The sequence below is a fragment of the Veillonella sp. T11011-6 genome, assembly GCF_002959755.1.
GTDB lineage: Bacteria > Bacillota > Negativicutes > Veillonellales > Veillonellaceae > Veillonella.
This window is the reverse complement of sequence record NZ_PPCW01000001.1, coordinates 785,804-806,479: the sequence shown is the minus strand read 5'-3', so window position 1 is coordinate 806,479 and position 20,676 is coordinate 785,804. Positions and strand designations below refer to the sequence as shown.

The following is a 20,676-nucleotide window of genomic DNA, read 5'->3' as shown; positions in this document are numbered from 1 at the left end:
TATAGAACCTTGTATATACTTACTTTGCATAAAGTCTTGCTGATAGGGGTATCGGTATATACGGAATATCCATGACGATGTATAATAATATCAAGTTTGTTGAAATTAGTTATTGATTATGGAGGTTCTTATGAATAAGAAAATTCTAGCTTCTTTATTTGCTGTAGGTTTAGCTGCAGGTAGTGTATGCTCTTCTGTTGATGCACATGGTGTGTTCTTCGCTAACCGTACAGATGAAAAAGTACTTGTATTAGGTGAGGGTCCTGTAGATAATGCTTATAGTGCAGATATGGTAAAAAATATTACTGGATATGATGTACAAGGCAAACAAATTCCTGTACAAGTTGTGAAGCATGAAAAAAATGTAGCTATTATTCCACCAGCAGACCTTGGTGTAACTGTAACTAATTTTGATTATGGCTACTGGACTAAGACTAAAGATGGTAAAACAATTCATAAACCAATCACCGAAGTTCCTGGTGCGGTTAAGAGTACACATGCTATCAAATATGATGTTCATTACTGGAATGCACAAGCAAAACCATTTGTAGATAAGAATGCATTTATTCAAATTGTACCTTCTGTTAATCCATTGACATTAAGAAAAGGTGATACATATGAAATCCAAGTGTTTAAAGATGGTAAACCATATGCGAATGCACCTCTTATCAAAGATTTAGTAAATGATTTAACTGGTGAAGCTAAAGCAGATGAAAATGGTAAAGCTACTGTAGCTGTTACAGCAGATGGCTTAAATGTAGTAGGTGTTGAAGTTGCATTCCCTACACAAAATAAAGGGGAACAAAATAAATACTTTAGTGCATTGTCCTTCCTTATTTCTCCTGAAGAATAATAATTAGTAATTTTAGTACTTACCGAGTGTGTGAGTTAATAGAAGACCTCCTTAGTTGGACTAAGGGGGTCTTTTTGTGCTTTTTAGGTGTTATAAATTTTATGTGATTTAGTGAGAGTATTATAAGCATGATATAAGAAGGAGAGAATTATGAAGATTAGACGTCATGTATCAGCCGTGATGACTGCACTAGTATTAACAGGTATATCTTATTCTGCAATGGCTACAGAAATTAATGTTTCTAGCGATAAAGCAGAGGAGTTACTGGGGTTAACAATGGGGTCACCAGTACAAACGCAACCTGAGGTTAAACACATAGAGGATACATTAACAGTTAATGTACATGGTAAAAGTTTAACAGAGGCCGGTAAAAGTAAGAACGTTACAGGCATCTATAATGGCTTTGGTTCACAACTAACGGTAGATAAAGACCTTATTGTACGATTAAAGAATGATGCACCAGCATCGAAGCGAGAATTAGGTCATTATTATATGAGTGCTGTTTATGCTGGTTACGGTGGGAAGGTGCCACGTCTCAGCAAGGATAATCCGGACCGAGATTTTGGGGATACCAATATTCACGTTAAAGGTAATGTAGATATTGATGCTATCGGTGTAGGCTTACAAGCTAATCAACGAGGCCATATTATCGTTGATGGTGGGGGTCGTATCATTACACATCCGTTAGAAACATCTGATACCTATTCTGTAGTAGCGGAAGAAGGCGATGTGTACGTAAATGCTGGTTCCGATGGTAAACACCCAGGCTCTAAAGAATTAGTTGCTGTTGGCAATGTGGGCTTAATCGACAAGGATTATGGACGTGATCCAAACCATAATGAAGAGCCGACGAATGTAGGTCTAGCTTTCACAACACCAAATTCTAGTCTCACAGGTGCTGTATTAAATGAATATGCAGAAAGCAATAAAAATCCTCATAACTCTGGTGCCGATATTTACCTACAAAATGGCGCAACTTGGAATAATGAGTGGATTGGTATAGAGCGTCCTACACCTAAGAAAGAACGTAAATCTGGTGATAATGCAGCGTACTTATATAAGGGGAGTAAGGTTCGCAATCTTGTAGGTGGTGTTAATCCAACTGCAGCAGGGAATATTCATCCTATCGATGCTCGTCCTATTACGATTCAAAATTATAGCGGCTATGTGAATGCCATTTATAAATCTGGCGTACCAGCAAGCGAAGCTGAAAAAGGCCAAATCGTCGTTGAACATGCGGCGGATAATAGCCATATTACAATGTTAGGCGACCATTCCGGTAATACCATCGACGATGCAAGCTACAAAAAGGATATTCAAGCATTAGCTAAGAAATTACAATACACAGGCAATGATAAGAAACTTAGCACAACAGTTCAAATTAATGAAGGCGTTACTACACCTGGTGCTGTTGCAGACCTAGGGGCAGATCATTTTGATTCTCAAGGTCATCTCGTTGTAGATGATACAACAAAAGTTGTTCGTGCTAGTGAATCGTCGCTCGTAGGTGGCACAAAATCTGCCCTTACTTCAACAGTTATGGCGTGGAAAAATAATACTAATGATTTACAACGCCGTTTAGGTGATCTTCGTCTAGCTAATACAGATAAAGGAGTATGGGCTAAATATATAGGTGGTAAATCTAAGATTACAGATGGTGCTGATGCACATATGACGTACAATGGCGTACAAATTGGATATGATCATAAAGCCTCCAATGGCTGGATTTTCGGCGGTGCCCTAGATTACAGTACATCTAGTAACTCTTATGCCAACGGCAGTGGCGACGGTAAGCTTGGCGGTATAGCCTTATATGGTACAAAGCAACATGATGATGGTCGGTATATAGATATCATTGCTCGTGGTAATAGATTATCCAACGACTATAGCCTTAACTCTATGAGTGGTCAACGTTTGAATGGTAACTACCATACATTTGGTACATCCTTGAGTGCTGAATATGGCAAACGCATTAAAAAACAAAATGGTTTCTATATCGACCCTAGTGTAGAATTTATTCTAGGTCATTTAAATGGTGTATCCTATGATGCAACTATTGTAGGCGGCGGATCTATGCATGTTAAATCTGATGCTGTGAACTCTGCTGTAGGTAGAATCGGCATTGGTATTGGTAAAGAAACAGAAAAATCCAATATCTTTGCTAAATTAGCACTAGCTCATGAATTCTCTGGTAAGGTAAATACTACATATTCTGCACCAGGTAACCCAACAGTTCAAACCACAGTTGACTTGAAGGATACTTGGCTTGATGCGGAAATCGGCGGTTCTTGGAACGTTCGTCCTAGTACATATCTATATGGCACACTCACTAAAAACTTTGGTGCTACCATAGATAATACATGGCGTATCGATGCAGGCGTTAGACATAACTTTTAATTAAATAGATAAAAACTCTGTAGTTGCTTGTGGGTAAGGTGCTACAGAGTTTTTTATATAAAAGTGTCTATGTGAATTATTCTTTATCGGCAAATAGGCAAACATTAACTGGCTTGCTGTGATGGACAGACTTTAACAATTTTGTATTTCTGTGATAGTATATAAAGGCTAGTTAATATGTAACTTCTTAAGTAAGAGTTTGGAGGATATAATATGAAAGTTCTAATCGTAAATGGTAGTAGCCATGTAAATGGCACAACAATGCAAGCTATACAAGAGGTACAAAAGGTATTTAGTGAAGCCAATGTAGATACAGAGGTCATTCAGCTAGGCAATAAACCTATTCGCGATTGTATTCAATGCGGTTATTGTTTTGAACATGGAGAATGTGTATTCAAGGATGATGATGTAAATGCCTTTGTAGAAAAAGCGAAGGATGCAGATGGCTTTATCTTTGCAACACCTGTATATTATGCTCATCCGAGTGGCCGTATTTTATCCTTCTTAGATCGCGTGTTCTTTAGTGCAGAAAGTGTAAAGCCAAATCCATTTGCCTTTAAGCCAGGTGCATCTATCGCCGTGGCTCGTCGCGGTGGTACAACGGCTTCCTTTGATGTACTCAATAAATACTTTGGTATTTCTCAAATGCCAATTGCAGGCTCTACATATTGGAATATTAGCCATGGTCTAGTAGCAGAAGATGCTAAGCAAGATGAAGAAGGTATGCAAACAATGCGCAACTTGGCGAGAAATATGATTTGGATGATGCGTAGCTTTGCTGTAGCTAAGGAGCAAGGTGTGCCATATCCAGATACAGATAAAGAGAAAAAAGTATCTACGAACTTTGTGCGTTAATAACTTATCGATTGTTGAGTTACTAGAGGAGTTATGATGGTTAAGGTTTTATTCATATGTCACGGTAATATTTGTCGTTCAACGATGGCAGAATTTTATATGAGGCATATCGTTGCGAAAGCTGGACTTAGCGATTCTATTTACGTTGAGTCTGCCGCTACATCTCGTGAGGAGATAGGCAACGATACTCATTATGGGACTAAGCAAAAGCTAGATGAAATGGGTATTCCTTATACTTGTCGTAAGGCTCGCCAAGTAACTGTTGATGACTATCACAACTTCGATTACCTCATTATCATGGATGAAAATAATGGACGTAATTTAAAACAAATTATTGGCGATGATTTAGATTCTAAGGTATTCAAGGCTATGTCTTTTGTTGGTGAAAGCCGTGATGTAAAGGATCCTTGGTATACTCGGAATTTTGATGAAACCTATGACGATGTAAGTCGTAGCTGTGATGCGTTGCTAGAACTAATTAAAGTGAATATGTAATAAACGTAACCTCTAATATTAGTTGACGGACAACTTAATATTAGGGGTTTTTCGATACGTACCTAGTGCTTGTATATACTTTATACTACCGAACCATAGCGTTATATGATATAATTTTTAGGTATTCATGCGCCTATAGCTCAGGGGATAGAGCGCCGGTCTCCGGAACCGGGTGCGCAGGTTCGATTCCTGCTAGGCGCACCAAATAAAAGGCTTCTCGAAATTTCGAGAAGCCTTTTTATGTGTCTTTATTCTTTAGGTTGATGTATAGTTCAGAAAATTATATGTTAGCATCTATATTTAGTACAACGAATTCCTCGTGCTTGAAATTCATTCATCAGTAAGTCTATTGATTTATCAATGATTTCTTCATTAGTTATATATACCATCTTTTTGTAATAGACAGTACCATCAAATTCTATCCAACGGCTTGTTTTACCATTTAGTTTACAAATTTGCATTCTGCCGGCCCAGCTACCCATACTACGGAATTGTTTTCCTTTAGAAAAACGTACCTCACGAATATCGCTTAATTTAAATGTTCTTCTTGCTAAGCCAATGCCTATAGAGACTTGATCATCCTTAAAGTAAAGAAGTTTATAACGCTCTTCAGGAGGCATAGATCTAATTATAGATAAGTTATAAGTAGCAAAAACTACAGCAATAGCGACCAATAGAAACATAAGGATTATCATATATTTTCCCATACTTTCAAAGCCTCCTTTTCTTTATTATAATAAATATAAATAATATATGAAACAGCTATATTAACTCTAGTAATAGGAGAGAAACGAATAGAAATACATGCACGAACTACTAAATGGAGTAAGGGTGTATATGTTGATTCCCACCATTGCCGTATTTTTCGGCATTAAAAAGCCTTTACTCAAGAGGGAAACAAGAAAATTATTAGAGAAGAAATTAGGGTCTACGTGAAGCTTTCATTACTGGATCTGAACAGCTACGAAGTAATGAGCATATTGTTGATATAAATGATTTAGAAAACCTCTACTCCAATGAGTGGAGGTTTTTTTATGATGATATATAGGGGATGTGGTACAGCTAAAAGCTCCATATAGGATTTTATATTTGATAGTATTGAAATAGCGTGTAAATGTGATTTGAGTAACACATTTTATTTTGAGAATGATGTACAATAAAAATGTCCTTGTGAAAATCTGAACATCCTAGCTGGAACACTAGGCATATAGGACGTGATGAATAACATATAGATTATCTAATTAAGATTAATAAAGTACTAAATTGTATCATTGCATAGTTTTGATGTAGTGATACAGAGGAGATAGAATGACAAATAGAATACAAGAACTCACCGTCGACAAAACTTGGCGTGATGAGCAAGATGCGTGGAATAATCGATCTAATTACTTTGTAGAAATGCACAATCGGGACGATCGTAAGGCGCAGGTTACAGAGTTTTTATCCTTCTTGAAGAATGAAAATCTTTTGCCCCCTAAAGACGGTTGTACCCTTGATATTGGCTGTGGTGTATGTGACTATGCATTAGGATTGGCTCGTGAAGGCTATAAGGCAACAGGTATAGATTTATCTGATGGTATGATTCGTGGTGCTAAACAATTAGCAGAGTCAGAAGGTTTAGATCTTAGCTTGTATATTGCGCCTTGGTCCGATGAAACTCGCCGTGAACTAAAATGGGATAAAACCTTTGATTTAACATATAGTATTTTCTGTCCGATCATGTTTGATGTAGAAAACATTCGCGCCATGCATGAATCAAGTAAGGATAAATGCTTGTGGATCGCTTTTAGTGAACGCAGCGATGAAACGGTAGATATGTTATCTGAACATTTCTTTGGTCGCGATTCATTCCCATGGGATGGTAAGATGAAAGCATGTTTAGATGTTATTCATGAAATAGGGCATAATGTAAAAGTGATTTATAAAACAGTGCCTGAAACAGAGGTTATGAGTCTTGATAAAGCGGTTAATTACTTTGCTATGCGACTTCATAATAATACATGGGGCGATATTGAAGATATGAAAGTAGAAATTAGAAATCTCATTGAACAATTAGCCATTAATGGAGAAATCCATAATAAAACGGTTGATAAAGTGGCTTGGGTATTATGGTCTGTGAAATAGGAGAGCCGTATGACAGTTGATGAAAAACGTAAGTTAGAACTAAAAACTATGTACCAAATTATTGGCATCTATTGTCATAATAAGCACCATACTCCTAAGGGGCAGCTATGTGAGGATTGCGAAAAGGTTTGGGAATATGCGGAGCATCGCATTGATGCATGTCCTCATATGGAAACTAAAACATTCTGTAGTGTATGTAAAACCCATTGCTATGCACCTAATTATCGTGAAAAAATCCGTGAAATTATGCGTTATGGTGGACCAAGGATGTTACTGGTATCGCCGATCCAAGTCATTAGACATATGTATCTTGAATGGAAAGACAAAAAAAGAGGCTAGCCATGCTAGCCTCTTTTTAATGGTTTTATCACGTTTTCATGTAATAATCTTATGCGATTGCTTTGTCCAATACAGCTTTGATTAATGCTTTTGTTTGGTCATAGCTTTCACCAGGTTGAGCCTCATATTGTTTGTCGAGGTCGAACCATAAGTTTGGATAGTACTCATAAGGGTGAGTTTTGAAGAGCTCATGAGCGTCTTGATCTTCAACCCAGTTGATATGAATGTCTGCATATGCAGGGTTTTCTGCAACAAGTTCATCGATAGCACGGAATGCATTTGCACAATAAGGGCAACCGTTTAAGTGGAAACCTAAGATTTCTTTCATGGTTTTACAGTCCTTTCCAGACAAAATTAATATATATTTCTATAATTTGAGATTTATTACATACTCATGTACCACAACATGTGGTACACTACTGAGTATAACACATCTATATAAGATATTCAATTTTTTGGATATATCGAATGAGAATATTGAGAATGCGATATGCATTTTTTACATAGTTAAGGAGGCACCTATGATTTCAGGCGCAGCATATGTGGTTAAGGCCCTTCAAGAGGAGCAGGTAGATATACTATTCAACTATCCTGGGGCAGCAACCATCGATATCATGGATGAATTATATAAACAAGATAAGGTAAAAGTAATTTTGCCACGTCATGAGCAAGCATTGGCTCATGCAGCAGATGGTTATGCTCGCAGTACAGGTAAAGTAGGGGTGTGCATGGTAACCTCTGGACCAGGTGCGACAAACCTTGTGACAGGTATTGCTACAGCATACGCTGATAGTGTGCCCCTTGTTTGTATTACAGGTCAAGTAGACTTGGGCCTCATGGGCAATGACGCATTCCAAGAGGTGGATACGGTTGGTATTGTGCGTAATATCTGTAAATATGCTGTTACCGTTCGTGATCGTAAAGAGCTAGGGCGTATTTTGAAAGAAGCCTTTTATATTGCCCGTACTGGTCGTCCTGGTCCTGTAGTGGTGGATGTTCCTAAAAACATTCAAAAGGCTATGGGCTCTGATGAGTATCCAACAGAGGTTAATATTCGTGGCTATAAACCAAATACAACAGTTCACGTAGGACAAGTAAAAAAAGCATGCTCTATTATCAGCAAGGCTAAACGACCACTATTCTTATTAGGCGGTGGCGTTAGCATTAGTGGTGCTAACGATCTCATGATGAAGCTAGTAGAAAAAACAGGCATTCCTGTTGTAACTACATTGATGGGTAAAGGTGCTATCGATAGTCGACATCCTTTATATCTCGGCAATATTGGTATTCATGGTGGCTATGCACCGAATGTGGCACTCACTGATTGTGATGTAATGATTTCTATTGGTACACGCTTTAACGATCGTATTACAGGCAAATTAAGTACCTTTGCACAAAATTGTAAGATTATCCATATTGATGTGGATGCAGCATCTATTTCTAAAAATATTAAGGTAGATATTCCAATCGTAGCAGATGCTAAATTAGCTATTGAAAAATTATTGGAATATATTGAACCTCATGATCTTGGTGAATGGTCTGCGCAATTACAACAACTTAAGGCTGAGCGCCCTGTTACACAAGCTGGTGAAGAGGGCTTAACACCTCAAATTGTTATTGATTATATTAATAACCACTATGCACGACCTATTGTTGCTACTGATGTAGGACAAAATCAATTGTGGACTACTCAGTTCCTCGAAATTAAAGGACAACACCAAATGTTGACATCTGGTGGCCTTGGAACGATGGGCTATGGGTTCCCAGCTGCGTTAGGGGCTCAAATTGGCAACCCTGATAAACGAGTATTTGCTATCTGTGGTGATGGTGGCGTACAAATGAATATCCAGGAATTTGCCACAGCTATGCATTACCGTTTACCAGTAACTCTCATCATTTTGAATAATGGCTTCCTTGGTAATGTACGCCAATGGCAACAATTGTTCTACGACAAACGATATGCTTGTACTAATTTGTTGATGGATGAAAGCTCTATTGTGACACGTGATATGATCGATAATGATGAGTTTGAATACGTTCCAAACTTTGTACAATTGGCAGAAGCTTATGGTGCTAAAGCTATGCGTATCACGAAGGTAGAGGATATCGAAAAAGGGTTCCAATTGGCAGATACTTTCAAAGATGGACCAACCTTACTTGAATTTATCATTCCTACAGAACTTAATGTTTTGCCAATGGTACCAGCGGGCAAGTCTTTAAGCGATATGTTATTAAAGGATAAAAAATAGGAGGGGCTATGGAATTACATATGGAAAAACGCTGTATTTCAGCGTATGTAGAAAACCAAATCGGCGTATTGGCTAAAATTTCAGGCCTCTTCGCAGGTAAAAATTATAACCTAGATACATTGACTGTAGGGGAGACAGAAGATCATACCATGTCTCGTATGACCATTGAGCTCACATGCGACGATTTGACATACGAACAAATCATTAAACAGCTTAATCGTAGTGTAGAGGTAATTAAGGTTATCGACTTTACGGATATGCCGATTACAAAGAAAGAACTATTGTTTATTAAGGTCAACAGCTGCAAAGAAGCAGATAAACAAGAAATCTTCCGCATTGCTCAAACCTTTGACTTGTTAGTAGTCGATTATAACCGCAAATCTGTTCTCGTACAATGTGTAAAAACAGTATCTAAAAATAACGACATGATTGCTCTATTTAAAGATATGTTTGTTAATCGTATTGAAGTTGTACGCGGTGGTAGCGTTGCTATCGAAGCACTATCTACACCTGATAAATAAGTTTTAACTCTAATTATTCTAAATCTATTTTTGGAGGATAATGATCTAAAACTGGTAGTGATTTAGAATGGGTACAACTGAATATGATATAATATTTATATCGACCATTATTGATATAGAGACCTTGGTTGTATGCCAAGGTTTTTTTATATAGGAGGTACTATGAGTTTATTAGATGATATTTTAGCCCATAATAGAGAATATGTAGAAGATCAAAATACAGGTTATGTAGAAACAGATACTAAATGCAGTAAGATGCCTAGTCGTGAAATGGCAATCGTTACATGCATGGATACACGTCTTGTTAACTTCTTAGAAGATTCCATGGATATTGGCCGCGGTGAAGCGAAAATTGTAAAGACTGCAGGGAACTGTATTACAGGTCCCTTTGATGGCGTTGTACGTAGTTTACTTGTTTGTATTTATGAGCTAGGCGTTAACGAAATCTTTATCATTGGTCACCACGAATGTGGTATGGCAAAAACTACGGCAAAAGATTTAACAGAAAAAATGTTGGCTCGTGGTATTGCACCAGAAGCGATTCATATGGTCCGTAAAGAAATGGAACGCTGGGCAGATGGATTTACACACCCTGCTGAAAATGTAGAAGACACAGTAGACGAATTGCGTATGAATCCTTTGATTCCGAAAGACGTACCTATTCACGGTCTTATCTTCCATCCTAGAACAGGTGAAATTGAAGTCATCGTTAATGGCTATACACAAATGAAACAATATTACGAAAAATAATAGATAAATCTTTTGATAGAGGTATTGTGAATTGAGCAATGTAGATAGATTGGATATATTCGAGGTAGCGTGTAAGCATTTTCTTGAGGACTTTTCAAATTTTAAAAATCTTATTTCTACCCAAGTTCAATCGTTAGATGACCTAGAATGGTCTTTTGATAAAGGCTCCACTAAGGTTTGTAGTGCTGATGAAAAGGGGTTAAAAAAACGCTGCAAAGTTGGCATAACATACAGACTACAGGTTGAATTATCTCAAGTTGATACGGAAATTATTTGGACGGAATTTAGTCGATTTTGGGGTGCTACTACTTATTAAATATTAGTCAAATAGTTTAGTTAATAAAGGAATTATATGAACAAAAAAAGATTAATTATTTCCTTACTAGCTATTATTACCGTGGTTGGTGCTACTGTAGGTAGCTATGTATATAGGGATACTATATACAGTCGAATTGCTCGGACTGCAGCTGTTGTGAGTGGTCAAGAGATAAAACCGCTCCTTAATTCTGAAGGCCGTTACATTCGACAAATTGTAGCTCAAGATAACAGCACGAGTCGTACTATTATGTGGCAATCAGATAGCAGCGAAGCTGATGCGGTAATAGAGTATCGTTTTACAGGTTCTGAAAATACTCAATCGATAGGGGCAACGGATAAAGTTTTTACTGATGACGGCAGTACCACCTATATTCATGAGGGCACTTTGACAGGGTTAACACCTAATACTAAATATGAATATCGCGTTGGGTATGGCAGTGATCGCCGTAGTGATTGGTACTCCCTGGAAACGGCTGGTGCTAGTGTCTATGATGTGCTCATATATCCAGACTCTCAGTCGGGGGATTATTCTCAATGGGAAGAGATTGTAAAGGACTCAGCACATCGCAATCCAAGGACAGTCCTGTATATTAGTATGGGTGACCTTGTAGATAATGGGGAACAAGACTATCAATGGCGTACTTGGTTAAATTCTATTAGACCGTTGAGTGCTAATGTGCCGTTAGCAACGACCTTAGGCAACCATGAGATGTATACATTAGATTGGAAAATGCGTGAGCCTTATGCGTATTTGAATTACTTCGCAGTACCGCCTAATGGAAATGAAATTTTTAATCGTCGTTATTATTCCTATGACTTCGGTGATGTTCATTACGTTGTATTAGATACAATGTTATATGAAAGCAATCATGAGGATAACCATGATACGCATCATCCTGATTTATACGATGTACAGATTCAGTGGCTACGCCAAGATTTAGCAGCTAATACTAAAAAGTGGACCGTGGTTCTCATGCATCGGGATCCATTCCAATATGCCTTTGACCGCCCTGGCGCAAGTCGTGATGTAGGATTCAACGAAGAGGGCGTATTGTTTATGCCTATCTTTGATGAGTTTAATGTAGATTTAGTGTTGTCAGCTCATTTACATTCTTATCGTAATAGAGGGCATGTACGTAACTTTGATCGAGATGCTTCGGGACCATTATATATTCTGACTGGTATTGCCGGAGATGCTCGTCGCCCTAAGTGGAAAGAACATCCTTTAGATGTATATGTGGCACCAGATCGAGATAAGAATAACTATATGACGATGACTGTTATACCGAATAAATTAATAGTAAAAGCTTTCTTATCAGACGGTACACAGCTAGATGAGTCGGTTATAGAGAAATAGAAGCACAAGAATATAAGAATATATAAGCAAAAGACACCTTCCTTGGAAGGTGTCTTTTTTGTGTGTTTATACAAATAGTTTTCTCTCATTTATAGTTTAAATAGGTAAACATATAAATGATAATTATATATTTATTAGATATTTTATATGCTAAATTAAGTTCATGTAAATTACAGTTCTAAGGACTATGATAAAAATTAATTCATAGCATAACAAATAAAAATACAGAAAATTTGTATAAAACTTGAATAAAACGACTGATAGTATTATAATACGTACATAAGTTATAAAAATACGATAATAATGTATAAAATATACATATAGTGTATAAAGGAGATAGAGTAATGAATACATTACAAGATTTGATCAAGAAATATGCCGCACAATATAAAGAACAAGTTGTAGAATGGCGTCGACATATTCATAGTCATCCAGAGTTATCTGGTGAAGAGCAAAATACGTCTTTATTTATTCAAAAGGTTCTCAACGAACTAGGGATTCCTTTTGTAAATGATATTTCTGATTATGCGGTAATCGGCAAGATCGAAGGAGCTCATACAGGTCCTGTTATTGCATTGCGTGCCGATATAGATGCATTACCCATTCATGAGGAAACAGGTTTACCATTTGCCTCCCAAAATAAAGGTGTTATGCACGCTTGTGGACACGATAGCCACATAGCGATTTTGCTTGGTGCAGCAGCCATTTTACAGTCTATTAAAGACCAATTGCATGGCACCGTAAAGCTCGTATTCCAGCCTTCCGAAGAGGAAGCATTATTCCCAGGTGCACAAGGTATTGTAGATAGCGGCATTCTTGATGATGTAGATGAAATATATGGCCTTCATGTATGGCCACAATTACCGGTTGGTACGGTAGGTCTAAAAAAAGGTAATTTGATGGCTGCATCGGATCACTTCCTCGTCCATATTAAAGGGAAATCGACCCATGGAGCGGAGCCTCATAATGGGGTAGATGCCATCGTAGCAGCCGCAAACTGGATTGTAAACGTAGAATCTATTGTGGCTCGTGAAACGAATCCAATGGAAAATCTAGTATGTACCATCGGTGTTATCAAGGGGGGCGACAGATACAATGTAGGCTGTGGCGATGTATATCTAGAAGGTACTTGTCGTACTTATGAACCAGCAAAACGGGATTATATAGAACGACGTCTTGGTGAAAGTTTACAAGCTATCGACATGATGTTTAAAACGGAAAGTGTTCTAGATTATAAACGCGGTCATGGCGCAACTATCAATGATCCAGATGCCATCGATTATGCCACATCTATTGTAGAAAAATATCTTGGCAAACAAGCGGTGGTTCATCCTGAATTTCCTTCTATGGCAGCAGAGGACTTCTCTGCGTATCTTCATAAAATAAAAGGTGCTTTCCTATGGTTAGGTACTGGATTTGAAGGTAATCCGGCCTTGCATAATGAGGCTTTCACCATTGATGAAAGCATTCTGGAACCTGGTATAACAATGATGGCTGCTATTGCCGCCGAATTTTTGCAAGAAAAAAAGTAGTTTGAAATAAGAGGTTATCATGAAAAGTTTACAACATACATCATTTAAAACAATGCTTCAATACACGCCAGAAGAAATTAAATATTTCTTGGACTTAGCGGCAAAATTGAAAGCAGATAAAAAAGCGGGAAAAGAAATTAAAACACTAGAAGGCAAAAATTTTGTCCTTATCTTCGAAAAGGATTCCACACGGACACGTTGTGCCTTTGAAGTAGGCGCCGCTGACCAAGGTGCTCATACCACATATCTTGGACCTACAGGTTCTCAAATGAATAAGAAAGAATCCTTGAAGGATACGGCTCGTGTGCTTGGCTCAATGTATGATGCTATCGAGTTTAGAGGCTTTGACCAAGAAGACGTCGATACATTGGCAGAATACTCTGGCGTGCCAATTTGGAATGGTCTTACCGATATGGATCACCCTACACAAACATTAGCTAATTTCTTAACCTTACAAGAGAATATCAACAAACCATTAAATGAAATTTCCTTCGCTTATGTGGGTCATGGTCAATCTAATATGTGTAACGCATTGATGAGTGGTGCCGTTAAAATGGGGATGGATTTTAGACTTATCGGTCCTAAACAATATTGGCCAGCAGGTCCATTTTATGAAGAATGTTTAAAAGTGGCGAAAGAAACAGGAGCTACTATTACATGTACAGACGATGTAGCTGAAGGTGTTAAAGGTTTAGATGTTATTTACACAGGCGTATGGGTAACCATGGGGGATACATACGATATGTGGGAAGAACGTATCAATACCTTTAAACCATTCCAAGTTAATGCAGAAATGATGGCATTAACAGGTAATCCAAATACTAAATTCTGTCACTGCTTGCCAGCGTTCCATAATACAGAAACACAAGTAGGTAAAGATATCTTTGAACGGTTCGGCATGAATGGTATCGAGGTAACGGAAGAGGTATTCGAAGGTCCAAACTCCTTAGCATTCCAAGAAGCAGAAAATCGTCTTCATACCATTAAAGCAGTTATGGTTGCTACCTTTAGCGATTATCCATTAAAATAATTTCATCTCCCTAGAAGGTGATGAATCGTATAGTTTGTTTCCTATTTATAGCGGCTGTGAGGCTATATAAATAGATATGAGTCACCAATAGGTGAGAATTGAGGTTTACTATGGCACCCTATAAAGTATTTATTGTTGGTCATGAAGGTACAACAGGTTTAAGAATTCATGAACGGTTATCTGATAGAAAAGATATAGAATTATTGGCTACAGCTGATGAGGATCGTAAAAACGTAGAGGCTATAAAAGAGGTCGTTAAAGAGGCCGATATTGTATTTCTCTGCTTGCCTGATGCGGCATCTAAAGAAATCATGGCCGCTATCGGTGAATTACCATGTAAGGTCATTGATACATCGACTGCCTTTAGAACGGCTGATGATTGGGCCTATGGGTTCCCAGAGCTCGGTGCGGATTATAAAACAGCCATTGCTACTGAAAAACATATTGCTAACCCTGGCTGTCATGCGAGCGGTATGATTGCTTGTATTGCACCTCTTGTAAAAGCTGGTCTTGTACCAACAGAGTATCCTTTCACTATCACATCCTTAACAGGCTATAGCGGTGGTGGTAAAAAGATGATTGGCCAATATGAAAGTGAACCTAAAGATTATTTCCTTTACGCCCCACGTCAATATGGGCTTGGTCAAAAACATAAGCATCTGCCGGAGGTACAACATGTTTGTGACCTAAGTGAAGCGCCTATTTTTATTCCTATCGTGGATGATTATTATTCCGGCATGGAAGTAACGGTAGGCATTCACAGTCGTTTATGTCAAAAGCCAATAAGCATTGATAAAGTGCAACAGGCATTGGAAAACTTTTATAAAGGTAGCCCGATTATTACTGTCGTACCATTTACTGAGAACAGTAATACAGGCATGTTAAATGCCAATCAATTGAGTAACACAGATAGCATGAAAATCTATGTGACTGGCAACGATGAACGCATTATGGTTCATGCTATTTTCGATAATTTAGGCAAAGGTGCATCTGGTGCTGCCGTTCAATGTATGAACATTGCTTTAGGTTTGCCTGAGGATACAGGTCTAGCACTAGGTTAGAGAGGAAATTATGAAGGACGTAACAAATGCAATGCGGGCGCATATCTTAACTGCGGCCGTTCCATATATTAAACAATATACAGATCAATATGTTGTCGTTAAATATGGCGGCAATGCTATGATTGATGAAGAATTAAAAAAATCCGTTATGAAGGATTTAATGCTACTTCAATTGGTAGGGGTAAAAGTTGTGCTCGTTCATGGCGGTGGTCCAGCTATTAATAGCACACTAGATGCTATGAAAATTGAATCTCATTTTGCAAATGGCTTGCGTGTCACAGATGAAGCGACAATGGATGTAGTACAAATGGTATTAGCCGGTAAGGTTAATAAAGGTCTCGTAGCAGATTTAACAGACCTTGGTGGTAAGGCTGTTGGCCTCTGTGGTGTGGATGGTAATATGATTCAAGTTCATAAACAAAATGATGAGCTTGGTTATGTAGGTTCTATCGATACGATTGATACAAGTATTATCGATGACGTTATCAGTAGAGGTTATATTCCTGTCATTTCTTCCATTGGTATGGGGTCTGATGGCAAGACATATAATATTAATGCTGATACGGTAGCCGCAAAAATTGCCGGTGCCCTTAAGGCGGAAACAATGGTGGCCATGACTAACATTGATGGTGTACTAAAAGATGTGCATGATCCGGAATCTTTAATTTCAAAGATTACAATGGCAGAGGCGGATCAATTAAAAGCAGAGGGTATTATTGCTGGCGGTATGATCCCAAAAGTGGATTGCTGTTTAGAGGCCATTAAATCAGGAGCTCAAAAGGTATTTATCATCAATGGTGAAATCCCACATGCTATTCTTATTGAGCTATTGACTGATGAAGGTCTTGGCACCATGTTTGTAAAGTAATATAGTAGGTATAGCGATGGTAATTGTTTATTACTATCGCTACCTTTCACATAGATAGACGACGGCTAGGCCGTACGTTCGGAGGATGTAATGAGTAATACAATCGATTTTGAACAACAAGATAAAGAATATATAGCCAATACGTATGGCCGGTTCAATGTATGTTTTGAAAAAGGTAAAGGTTCCCTTTTATGGGATGTAAATGGTAAAGAATACATCGATCTTGGATCTGGTATCGGCGTAACAGCTTTTGGTGTCGATGACGATGAATGGACAGAGGCTGTGACAAAACAATCTCATGCGTTGAACCACATTTCAAATTTGTACTATTCTTTACCACAAATTGAATTGGCAAAACAATTGTGCGCTAAAACGGGTATGAAGAAGGTATTCTTCTCCAACTCTGGTGCAGAGTCCAATGAATGTGCCATCAAAGCAGCTCGTAAATATAGTCATGATAAGTATGGCGAAGGTCGTCATGTCATCGTTACCTTAGTGAATAGCTTCCATGGTCGTACCATCACTACCTTATCTGCTACGGGGCAAGATGTATTCCATCAACATTTCTTCCCGTTTACAGAAGGCTTTATTCATACACCAGCCAACGATATTGATGCGGCCTTAAAAGCTCTTGATAATCCTGCAGTTTGTGCCATTATGATGGAACCTATTCAAGGTGAAGGTGGTGTTATGCCACTAGATAAAGAGTTCGTACAAGCAGTAACAAAATATGCTCATGAACACGATCAACTCGTGTTAATCGATGAAGTACAAACTGGTAATGGCCGTACTGGTAGTTTGTATGCATATCAACAATTTGGCATCGAGCCAGATGTAGTATCTACTGCAAAAGGTTTAGCAGGTGGCCTTCCTATGGGGGCTACACTATTCAATGAAAAGATGCAATATGTGTTAAATGCTGGTGCCCATGCTACAACCTTTGGTGGCAATCCAATCTGTGCGGCAGCAGGCATTACTATCATTAATCGTTTAACACCAGAATTCTTAGATTCTGTAAAAGCAAAAGGGGAGTATGTAAAAGCTACCTTAGCAGGCAAACCTGGTATTCTAGGTGTGAGCGGCATGGGCCTTATGCTTGGTATTGAAACTACAGTAGATCCAAAAGCAGTCATTGCAAAATGTCTTGAAAAGGGTGTTGTATGCTTGTCTGCTAAAAATAAAGTACGTCTTTTACCAGCTCTTAATATTCCTCAAGACCAATTGGAAAAAGCCATCACTATTGTAGCTGAAGCTATTGAAGAGTTAGCAGCAAAATAATTTTAAGGATAACTTTCATAAATATCATTTAAAATAGTTGCGTAACCGTATAATCATTGAAATAAGTCGATGAATATATAGACTTTAGTTCTCATTCGTGTTACCCTAGAAGAAACAGTTTATATTGGAGGAGTAAATATGAATACAGAATCCTTACGTAACGAAGTATTGGTTCCTGCTGTAGCAAAAACTTTGGATATTGCCGGTAAAGCAAAACCTACAAAAGAAGAACTTTTCACAACAGCAAAAATTACTGCTGCTGTGGCAGTTGCAACAGCTGTTGTATCCTTAGCGGTACAAGCAGTATTACGCAACCGATAAGACATAAAGAAAACGACATGGCTATGCCTGTCGTTTTCTTTTACTTTTACCCTGTTATTCCCCTTGATTATGGGATTTTATAAGGAGGCGATACCATGCATAGTCGCGATTTAATCGAACAATATAAAGGCTACGTTCAAGATTGGCGTAGATATTTCCATAAACATCCAGAGCTCAGTAATGAAGAGTTTGAAACAACTAAGACACTGGCTAAAGAATTAGAATCTATAGGCGTAGAGGTTCATGTTGATACAGAGCGTGGCATCGGCTTAGTTGGTATCATCCACGGTGATAAACCTGGCAAGGCTATCGCGTTGCGCGCCGATATCGATGCTTTACCTGTTCACGAACATAATACAGTTGACTATAAATCAGAAACTGAAGGCAAAATGCACGCCTGTGGTCATGATGGTCATATGGCTATTTTGCTGGGTGCTGCAAAGATGTTAATGTCTATGAAAGACCGCATCGAAGGCGATGTGTATTTAGCATTCCAACCTGCTGAGGAGACAGGGGCAGGGGCACCAGATTTCATTAAATTTGGTGACTGGTACGATAAGGTGGATGCCATCTTTGGCGGTCATGTGTGGATCGATTTGCCAGCAGGTCTCGTATCTGTTGAAGAAGGGCCGCGGATGGCTGCAAGTAGCCAAATTACTATCAATGTAAAAGGTAAGCAAGGCCATGGTGCACAGCCGCATCAAGCGATTGATGCCATTGTGGTAGCTAGTGCCATCGTTATGAATTTGCAAACCGTAGTGTCTCGCAATGTTAGTGCATTAGATTCTTTAGTGCTCACTATTGGGAATATTCACTCCGGTTCGGAATGGAATGTTATTCCTGGGGAAGCTAAAATGGGTGGTACCATTCGATTCTTTGATCCTGATCAAGAAGAATATTATGTAGACTCTATTCGCCGTGTAGTAGAACATACGGCAGAGGCCTATGGTGCTACTGCTACATTGGAGTATGTAAAAAAAGTACCACCTACTATTAATGATCCTGCATCCAGTGAATTGGCGGAACGTGTCGTTATTGATACATTAGGTAAAGACAAGCTTTCCAAAATGCGTAAAGTAATGCCAGGAGAAGATTTTGCATGGTATTTACAAGATAAACCAGGATGCTTTGCCTTTATTGGCATTCAAAATCCTGATGTAGAGGCTACCTACGATCATCATAATAACAGATTTAATATGGATGATTCTGTACTATCTGCTGCATCAGCCGTATATGCAGAATATGCCATTGCATGGTTGAAGGAAAATAAGTAGAATTATAGCTTTATTGAGAGAAATGAAGTATTAATATAGCCTGTATAGTAACTATACAGGTTATATTAATCTATAGATAGGGATGTGTTATAGTTATTCTAGCGAGGTAGACTATTATGGATTCTTTAATATCAATTAGTTCTATGGCCAGACTCCATAGTTTGAGTCGACAGACATTAATACATTATGACCATATTGATCTTTTTAAACCTGTTGAAGTTGATGAAAAGGGGTATCGCTATTATAGTAGAGCTCAAATTCCTTTTTTGCGAAAAATTGTTTTTCTAAAATCTTTAGGTTTAAGTTTAGATAGTATAAAAGAAGTATTACTAAATACAAATCCTAAAAAAGTTCTTGAGTTTTATTCAGCATATAAAACTAAGGTTAATCAACAGATTGCAGAGTTGAATGATATTAGAGAAGCGCTAAATCAGCAAATAGCTATACTTAATGATGCGGTTGATGGCTATGAAATGAATTTAACAGAACCATTTATAAAATATTATCCATTGAGAAAAGTGATTTATCAGGAATTTCCTGAAAATGTGACAAAAGAAAAATTACATCTTACATTGATGAATTTATGGAGACAATTAGAGCCTCTACGAATTAGACCAGCTGCAGGGTTTGGAACTATTTTGACACTTGAAACTAAGGAGTGTTTAGGCTGTGAATCGAGTGATACAGCATGTGAATCTGATGGTCGATTTAAGAGTGGTAGTTGTATATTTGTTCCCGTGAATACGGAAAATTTAGATAATTTAATTACAATTCCTGCAGGGGAGTATATTTGTCTTTATAAATTTGGTATGCCATATGATATTTCAGATGCACAATATTTGCTTCAATGGATGAATGATAACAACTATGAATTGACAGGAAATATTATTGATGTATGTTTGTTAGATACAACATTTTATCAGCAAGATAGAACAGAAGATTTTTGCCTTTTACAGGCCCCATTTAAAAGAAAATAAAAAATTGTATAAATAGCCTCTTGACTGTATAGCAACTATAAAGCGTATTCTTATGGCAAGCAATAAATAGCTGTTAT

General features: G+C 37.9%; 21 protein-coding genes and 1 tRNA gene. 20 read left to right on the top strand and 2 right to left on the bottom strand.

The window, feature by feature from the left end; all coding sequences use genetic code 11:
* Nucleotides 1-130 precede the first annotated feature (130 nt).
* The 5 genes from VRHSUH10_RS03790 (at nt 131) to VRHSUH10_RS03770 (ending at nt 4,804) form a co-directional block, all read left to right on the top strand.
* Nucleotides 131-853, top strand: a complete 723-nt coding sequence (locus VRHSUH10_RS03790) for a DUF4198 domain-containing protein (protein ID WP_105089507.1) — start codon at nt 131-133, stop codon at nt 851-853.
* 150 nt (nt 854-1,003) lie between these two features.
* Nucleotides 1,004-3,250 carry an autotransporter outer membrane beta-barrel domain-containing protein gene (locus VRHSUH10_RS03785; protein WP_105089506.1) on the top strand — a complete coding sequence of 749 codons (2,247 nt, stop codon included), beginning with the start codon at nt 1,004-1,006 and terminating at the stop codon, nt 3,248-3,250.
* Nucleotides 3,251-3,463: 213 nt separating this feature from the next.
* Nucleotides 3,464-4,105 carry a flavodoxin family protein gene (locus VRHSUH10_RS03780; RefSeq protein WP_105089505.1) on the top strand — a complete coding sequence of 214 codons (642 nt, stop codon included), beginning with the start codon at nt 3,464-3,466 and terminating at the stop codon, nt 4,103-4,105.
* 36 nt (nt 4,106-4,141) lie between these two features.
* Complete coding sequence (locus VRHSUH10_RS03775) at nt 4,142-4,600, top strand: low molecular weight protein-tyrosine-phosphatase (RefSeq protein ID WP_105089504.1); 459 nt, start codon at nt 4,142-4,144, stop codon at nt 4,598-4,600.
* Between the two features lie 129 nt (nt 4,601-4,729).
* Nucleotides 4,730-4,804 (top strand) — tRNA-Arg (locus VRHSUH10_RS03770).
* Between the two features lie 83 nt (nt 4,805-4,887).
* Here the strand turns inward: VRHSUH10_RS03770 and VRHSUH10_RS03765 are convergent.
* Entirely contained in the window at nt 4,888-5,307 is a 420-nt protein-coding gene (locus VRHSUH10_RS03765) for a hypothetical protein (RefSeq protein WP_105089503.1), read from the bottom strand.
* A 601-nt stretch (nt 5,308-5,908) separates the two neighbouring features.
* On the opposite strand from VRHSUH10_RS03765, the gene VRHSUH10_RS03755 reads away from it, so the two are divergent.
* Both VRHSUH10_RS03755 and VRHSUH10_RS03750 read left to right on the top strand, forming a co-directional pair.
* Nucleotides 5,909-6,724: a class I SAM-dependent methyltransferase gene (locus VRHSUH10_RS03755; RefSeq protein ID WP_105089502.1), complete on the top strand. Its 816-nt coding sequence runs from the start codon at nt 5,909-5,911 to the stop codon at nt 6,722-6,724.
* Between the two features lie 9 nt (nt 6,725-6,733).
* Nucleotides 6,734-7,063, top strand: a complete 330-nt coding sequence (locus tag VRHSUH10_RS03750; RefSeq protein WP_060924050.1) for a nitrous oxide-stimulated promoter family protein — start codon at nt 6,734-6,736, stop codon at nt 7,061-7,063.
* A gap of 49 nt (nt 7,064-7,112) precedes the next feature.
* Here the strand turns inward: VRHSUH10_RS03750 and VRHSUH10_RS03745 are convergent, their stop codons facing one another.
* The gene (locus tag VRHSUH10_RS03745; RefSeq protein ID WP_005385785.1) at nt 7,113-7,391 is read right to left on the bottom strand and encodes a hypothetical protein; all 279 of its coding nucleotides are present in this window, start codon (nt 7,389-7,391) and stop codon (nt 7,113-7,115) included.
* A gap of 193 nt (nt 7,392-7,584) precedes the next feature.
* Between VRHSUH10_RS03745 and ilvB the strand changes: the two genes are divergently transcribed.
* The 13 genes from ilvB to VRHSUH10_RS03680 all read left to right on the top strand — a co-directional run bounded on the left by ilvB (nt 7,585) and on the right by VRHSUH10_RS03680 (nt 20,599).
* On the top strand, nt 7,585-9,312 hold the full coding sequence (gene ilvB / locus VRHSUH10_RS03740) for a biosynthetic-type acetolactate synthase large subunit (RefSeq protein ID WP_105089501.1): 1,728 nt from the start codon (nt 7,585-7,587) through the stop codon (nt 9,310-9,312).
* Between the two features lie 8 nt (nt 9,313-9,320).
* Entirely contained in the window at nt 9,321-9,833 is a 513-nt protein-coding gene (gene ilvN, locus VRHSUH10_RS03735) for an acetolactate synthase small subunit (RefSeq protein ID WP_105089500.1), read from the top strand.
* A gap of 162 nt (nt 9,834-9,995) precedes the next feature.
* The gene (locus tag VRHSUH10_RS03730) at nt 9,996-10,583 is read left to right on the top strand and encodes a carbonic anhydrase (protein ID WP_105089499.1); all 588 of its coding nucleotides are present in this window, start codon (nt 9,996-9,998) and stop codon (nt 10,581-10,583) included.
* A gap of 31 nt (nt 10,584-10,614) precedes the next feature.
* Nucleotides 10,615-10,899 carry a hypothetical protein gene (locus VRHSUH10_RS03725; protein ID WP_233187065.1) on the top strand — a complete coding sequence of 95 codons (285 nt, stop codon included), beginning with the start codon at nt 10,615-10,617 and terminating at the stop codon, nt 10,897-10,899.
* Nucleotides 10,900-10,935: 36 nt separating this feature from the next.
* The gene (locus VRHSUH10_RS03720; protein WP_105089498.1) at nt 10,936-12,258 is read left to right on the top strand and encodes a metallophosphoesterase family protein; all 1,323 of its coding nucleotides are present in this window, start codon (nt 10,936-10,938) and stop codon (nt 12,256-12,258) included.
* Between the two features lie 344 nt (nt 12,259-12,602).
* The gene (locus tag VRHSUH10_RS03715) at nt 12,603-13,790 is read left to right on the top strand and encodes a M20 family metallopeptidase (protein WP_105089497.1); all 1,188 of its coding nucleotides are present in this window, start codon (nt 12,603-12,605) and stop codon (nt 13,788-13,790) included.
* A 19-nt stretch (nt 13,791-13,809) separates the two neighbouring features.
* Nucleotides 13,810-14,820, top strand: coding sequence for an ornithine carbamoyltransferase (argF, locus tag VRHSUH10_RS03710; protein ID WP_105089496.1), 1,011 nt, complete (start codon nt 13,810-13,812; stop codon nt 14,818-14,820).
* A gap of 110 nt (nt 14,821-14,930) precedes the next feature.
* A complete protein-coding gene (argC, locus tag VRHSUH10_RS03705) occupies nt 14,931-15,881 on the top strand; it encodes an N-acetyl-gamma-glutamyl-phosphate reductase (RefSeq protein ID WP_105089495.1) in 951 nt (316 codons plus the stop codon).
* 10 nt (nt 15,882-15,891) lie between these two features.
* A complete protein-coding gene (argB, locus tag VRHSUH10_RS03700) occupies nt 15,892-16,749 on the top strand; it encodes an acetylglutamate kinase (protein ID WP_105089494.1) in 858 nt (285 codons plus the stop codon).
* A gap of 90 nt (nt 16,750-16,839) precedes the next feature.
* Complete coding sequence (locus tag VRHSUH10_RS03695) at nt 16,840-18,027, top strand: aspartate aminotransferase family protein (RefSeq protein ID WP_105089493.1); 1,188 nt, start codon at nt 16,840-16,842, stop codon at nt 18,025-18,027.
* A gap of 138 nt (nt 18,028-18,165) precedes the next feature.
* Nucleotides 18,166-18,348 (top strand): hypothetical protein, encoded by a 183-nt coding sequence (locus VRHSUH10_RS03690; protein ID WP_105089492.1) that lies wholly within the window; start codon nt 18,166-18,168, stop codon nt 18,346-18,348.
* Nucleotides 18,349-18,443: 95 nt separating this feature from the next.
* Nucleotides 18,444-19,622 carry a M20 family metallopeptidase gene (locus VRHSUH10_RS03685; protein WP_105089491.1) on the top strand — a complete coding sequence of 393 codons (1,179 nt, stop codon included), beginning with the start codon at nt 18,444-18,446 and terminating at the stop codon, nt 19,620-19,622.
* A gap of 116 nt (nt 19,623-19,738) precedes the next feature.
* Nucleotides 19,739-20,599 carry a MerR family transcriptional regulator gene (locus VRHSUH10_RS03680; RefSeq protein ID WP_105089490.1) on the top strand — a complete coding sequence of 287 codons (861 nt, stop codon included), beginning with the start codon at nt 19,739-19,741 and terminating at the stop codon, nt 20,597-20,599.
* Nucleotides 20,600-20,676 lie beyond the last annotated feature (77 nt).

Excerpts from the sequence above, each read along its gene's own strand:
- VRHSUH10_RS03765 (WP_105089503.1), bottom strand. The coding sequence starts at position 5,307 with ATGGGAAAATATATGATAATCCTTATGTTTCTATTGGTCGCTATTGCT.
- ilvN (WP_105089500.1), top strand. The coding sequence starts at position 9,321 with ATGGAATTACATATGGAAAAACGCTGTATTTCAGCGTATGTAGAAAAC.
- VRHSUH10_RS03780 (WP_105089505.1), top strand. The coding sequence starts at position 3,464 with ATGAAAGTTCTAATCGTAAATGGTAGTAGCCATGTAAATGGCACAACA.
- VRHSUH10_RS03685 (WP_105089491.1), top strand. The coding sequence starts at position 18,444 with ATGCATAGTCGCGATTTAATCGAACAATATAAAGGCTACGTTCAAGAT.
- VRHSUH10_RS03785 (WP_105089506.1), top strand. The coding sequence starts at position 1,004 with ATGAAGATTAGACGTCATGTATCAGCCGTGATGACTGCACTAGTATTA.
- VRHSUH10_RS03695 (WP_105089493.1), top strand. The coding sequence starts at position 16,840 with ATGAGTAATACAATCGATTTTGAACAACAAGATAAAGAATATATAGCC.
- VRHSUH10_RS03775 (WP_105089504.1), top strand. The coding sequence starts at position 4,142 with ATGGTTAAGGTTTTATTCATATGTCACGGTAATATTTGTCGTTCAACG.
- VRHSUH10_RS03680 (WP_105089490.1), top strand. The coding sequence starts at position 19,739 with ATGGATTCTTTAATATCAATTAGTTCTATGGCCAGACTCCATAGTTTG.
- VRHSUH10_RS03745 (WP_005385785.1), bottom strand. The coding sequence starts at position 7,391 with ATGAAAGAAATCTTAGGTTTCCACTTAAACGGTTGCCCTTATTGTGCA.
- VRHSUH10_RS03755 (WP_105089502.1), top strand. The coding sequence starts at position 5,909 with ATGACAAATAGAATACAAGAACTCACCGTCGACAAAACTTGGCGTGAT.
- VRHSUH10_RS03720 (WP_105089498.1), top strand. The coding sequence starts at position 10,936 with ATGAACAAAAAAAGATTAATTATTTCCTTACTAGCTATTATTACCGTG.
- VRHSUH10_RS03750 (WP_060924050.1), top strand. The coding sequence starts at position 6,734 with ATGACAGTTGATGAAAAACGTAAGTTAGAACTAAAAACTATGTACCAA.
- VRHSUH10_RS03730 (WP_105089499.1), top strand. The coding sequence starts at position 9,996 with ATGAGTTTATTAGATGATATTTTAGCCCATAATAGAGAATATGTAGAA.
- ilvB (WP_105089501.1), top strand. The coding sequence starts at position 7,585 with ATGATTTCAGGCGCAGCATATGTGGTTAAGGCCCTTCAAGAGGAGCAG.
- VRHSUH10_RS03690 (WP_105089492.1), top strand. The coding sequence starts at position 18,166 with ATGAATACAGAATCCTTACGTAACGAAGTATTGGTTCCTGCTGTAGCA.
- argB (WP_105089494.1), top strand. The coding sequence starts at position 15,892 with ATGAAGGACGTAACAAATGCAATGCGGGCGCATATCTTAACTGCGGCC.
- argC (WP_105089495.1), top strand. The coding sequence starts at position 14,931 with ATGGCACCCTATAAAGTATTTATTGTTGGTCATGAAGGTACAACAGGT.
- VRHSUH10_RS03715 (WP_105089497.1), top strand. The coding sequence starts at position 12,603 with ATGAATACATTACAAGATTTGATCAAGAAATATGCCGCACAATATAAA.
- argF (WP_105089496.1), top strand. The coding sequence starts at position 13,810 with ATGAAAAGTTTACAACATACATCATTTAAAACAATGCTTCAATACACG.
- VRHSUH10_RS03790 (WP_105089507.1), top strand. The coding sequence starts at position 131 with ATGAATAAGAAAATTCTAGCTTCTTTATTTGCTGTAGGTTTAGCTGCA.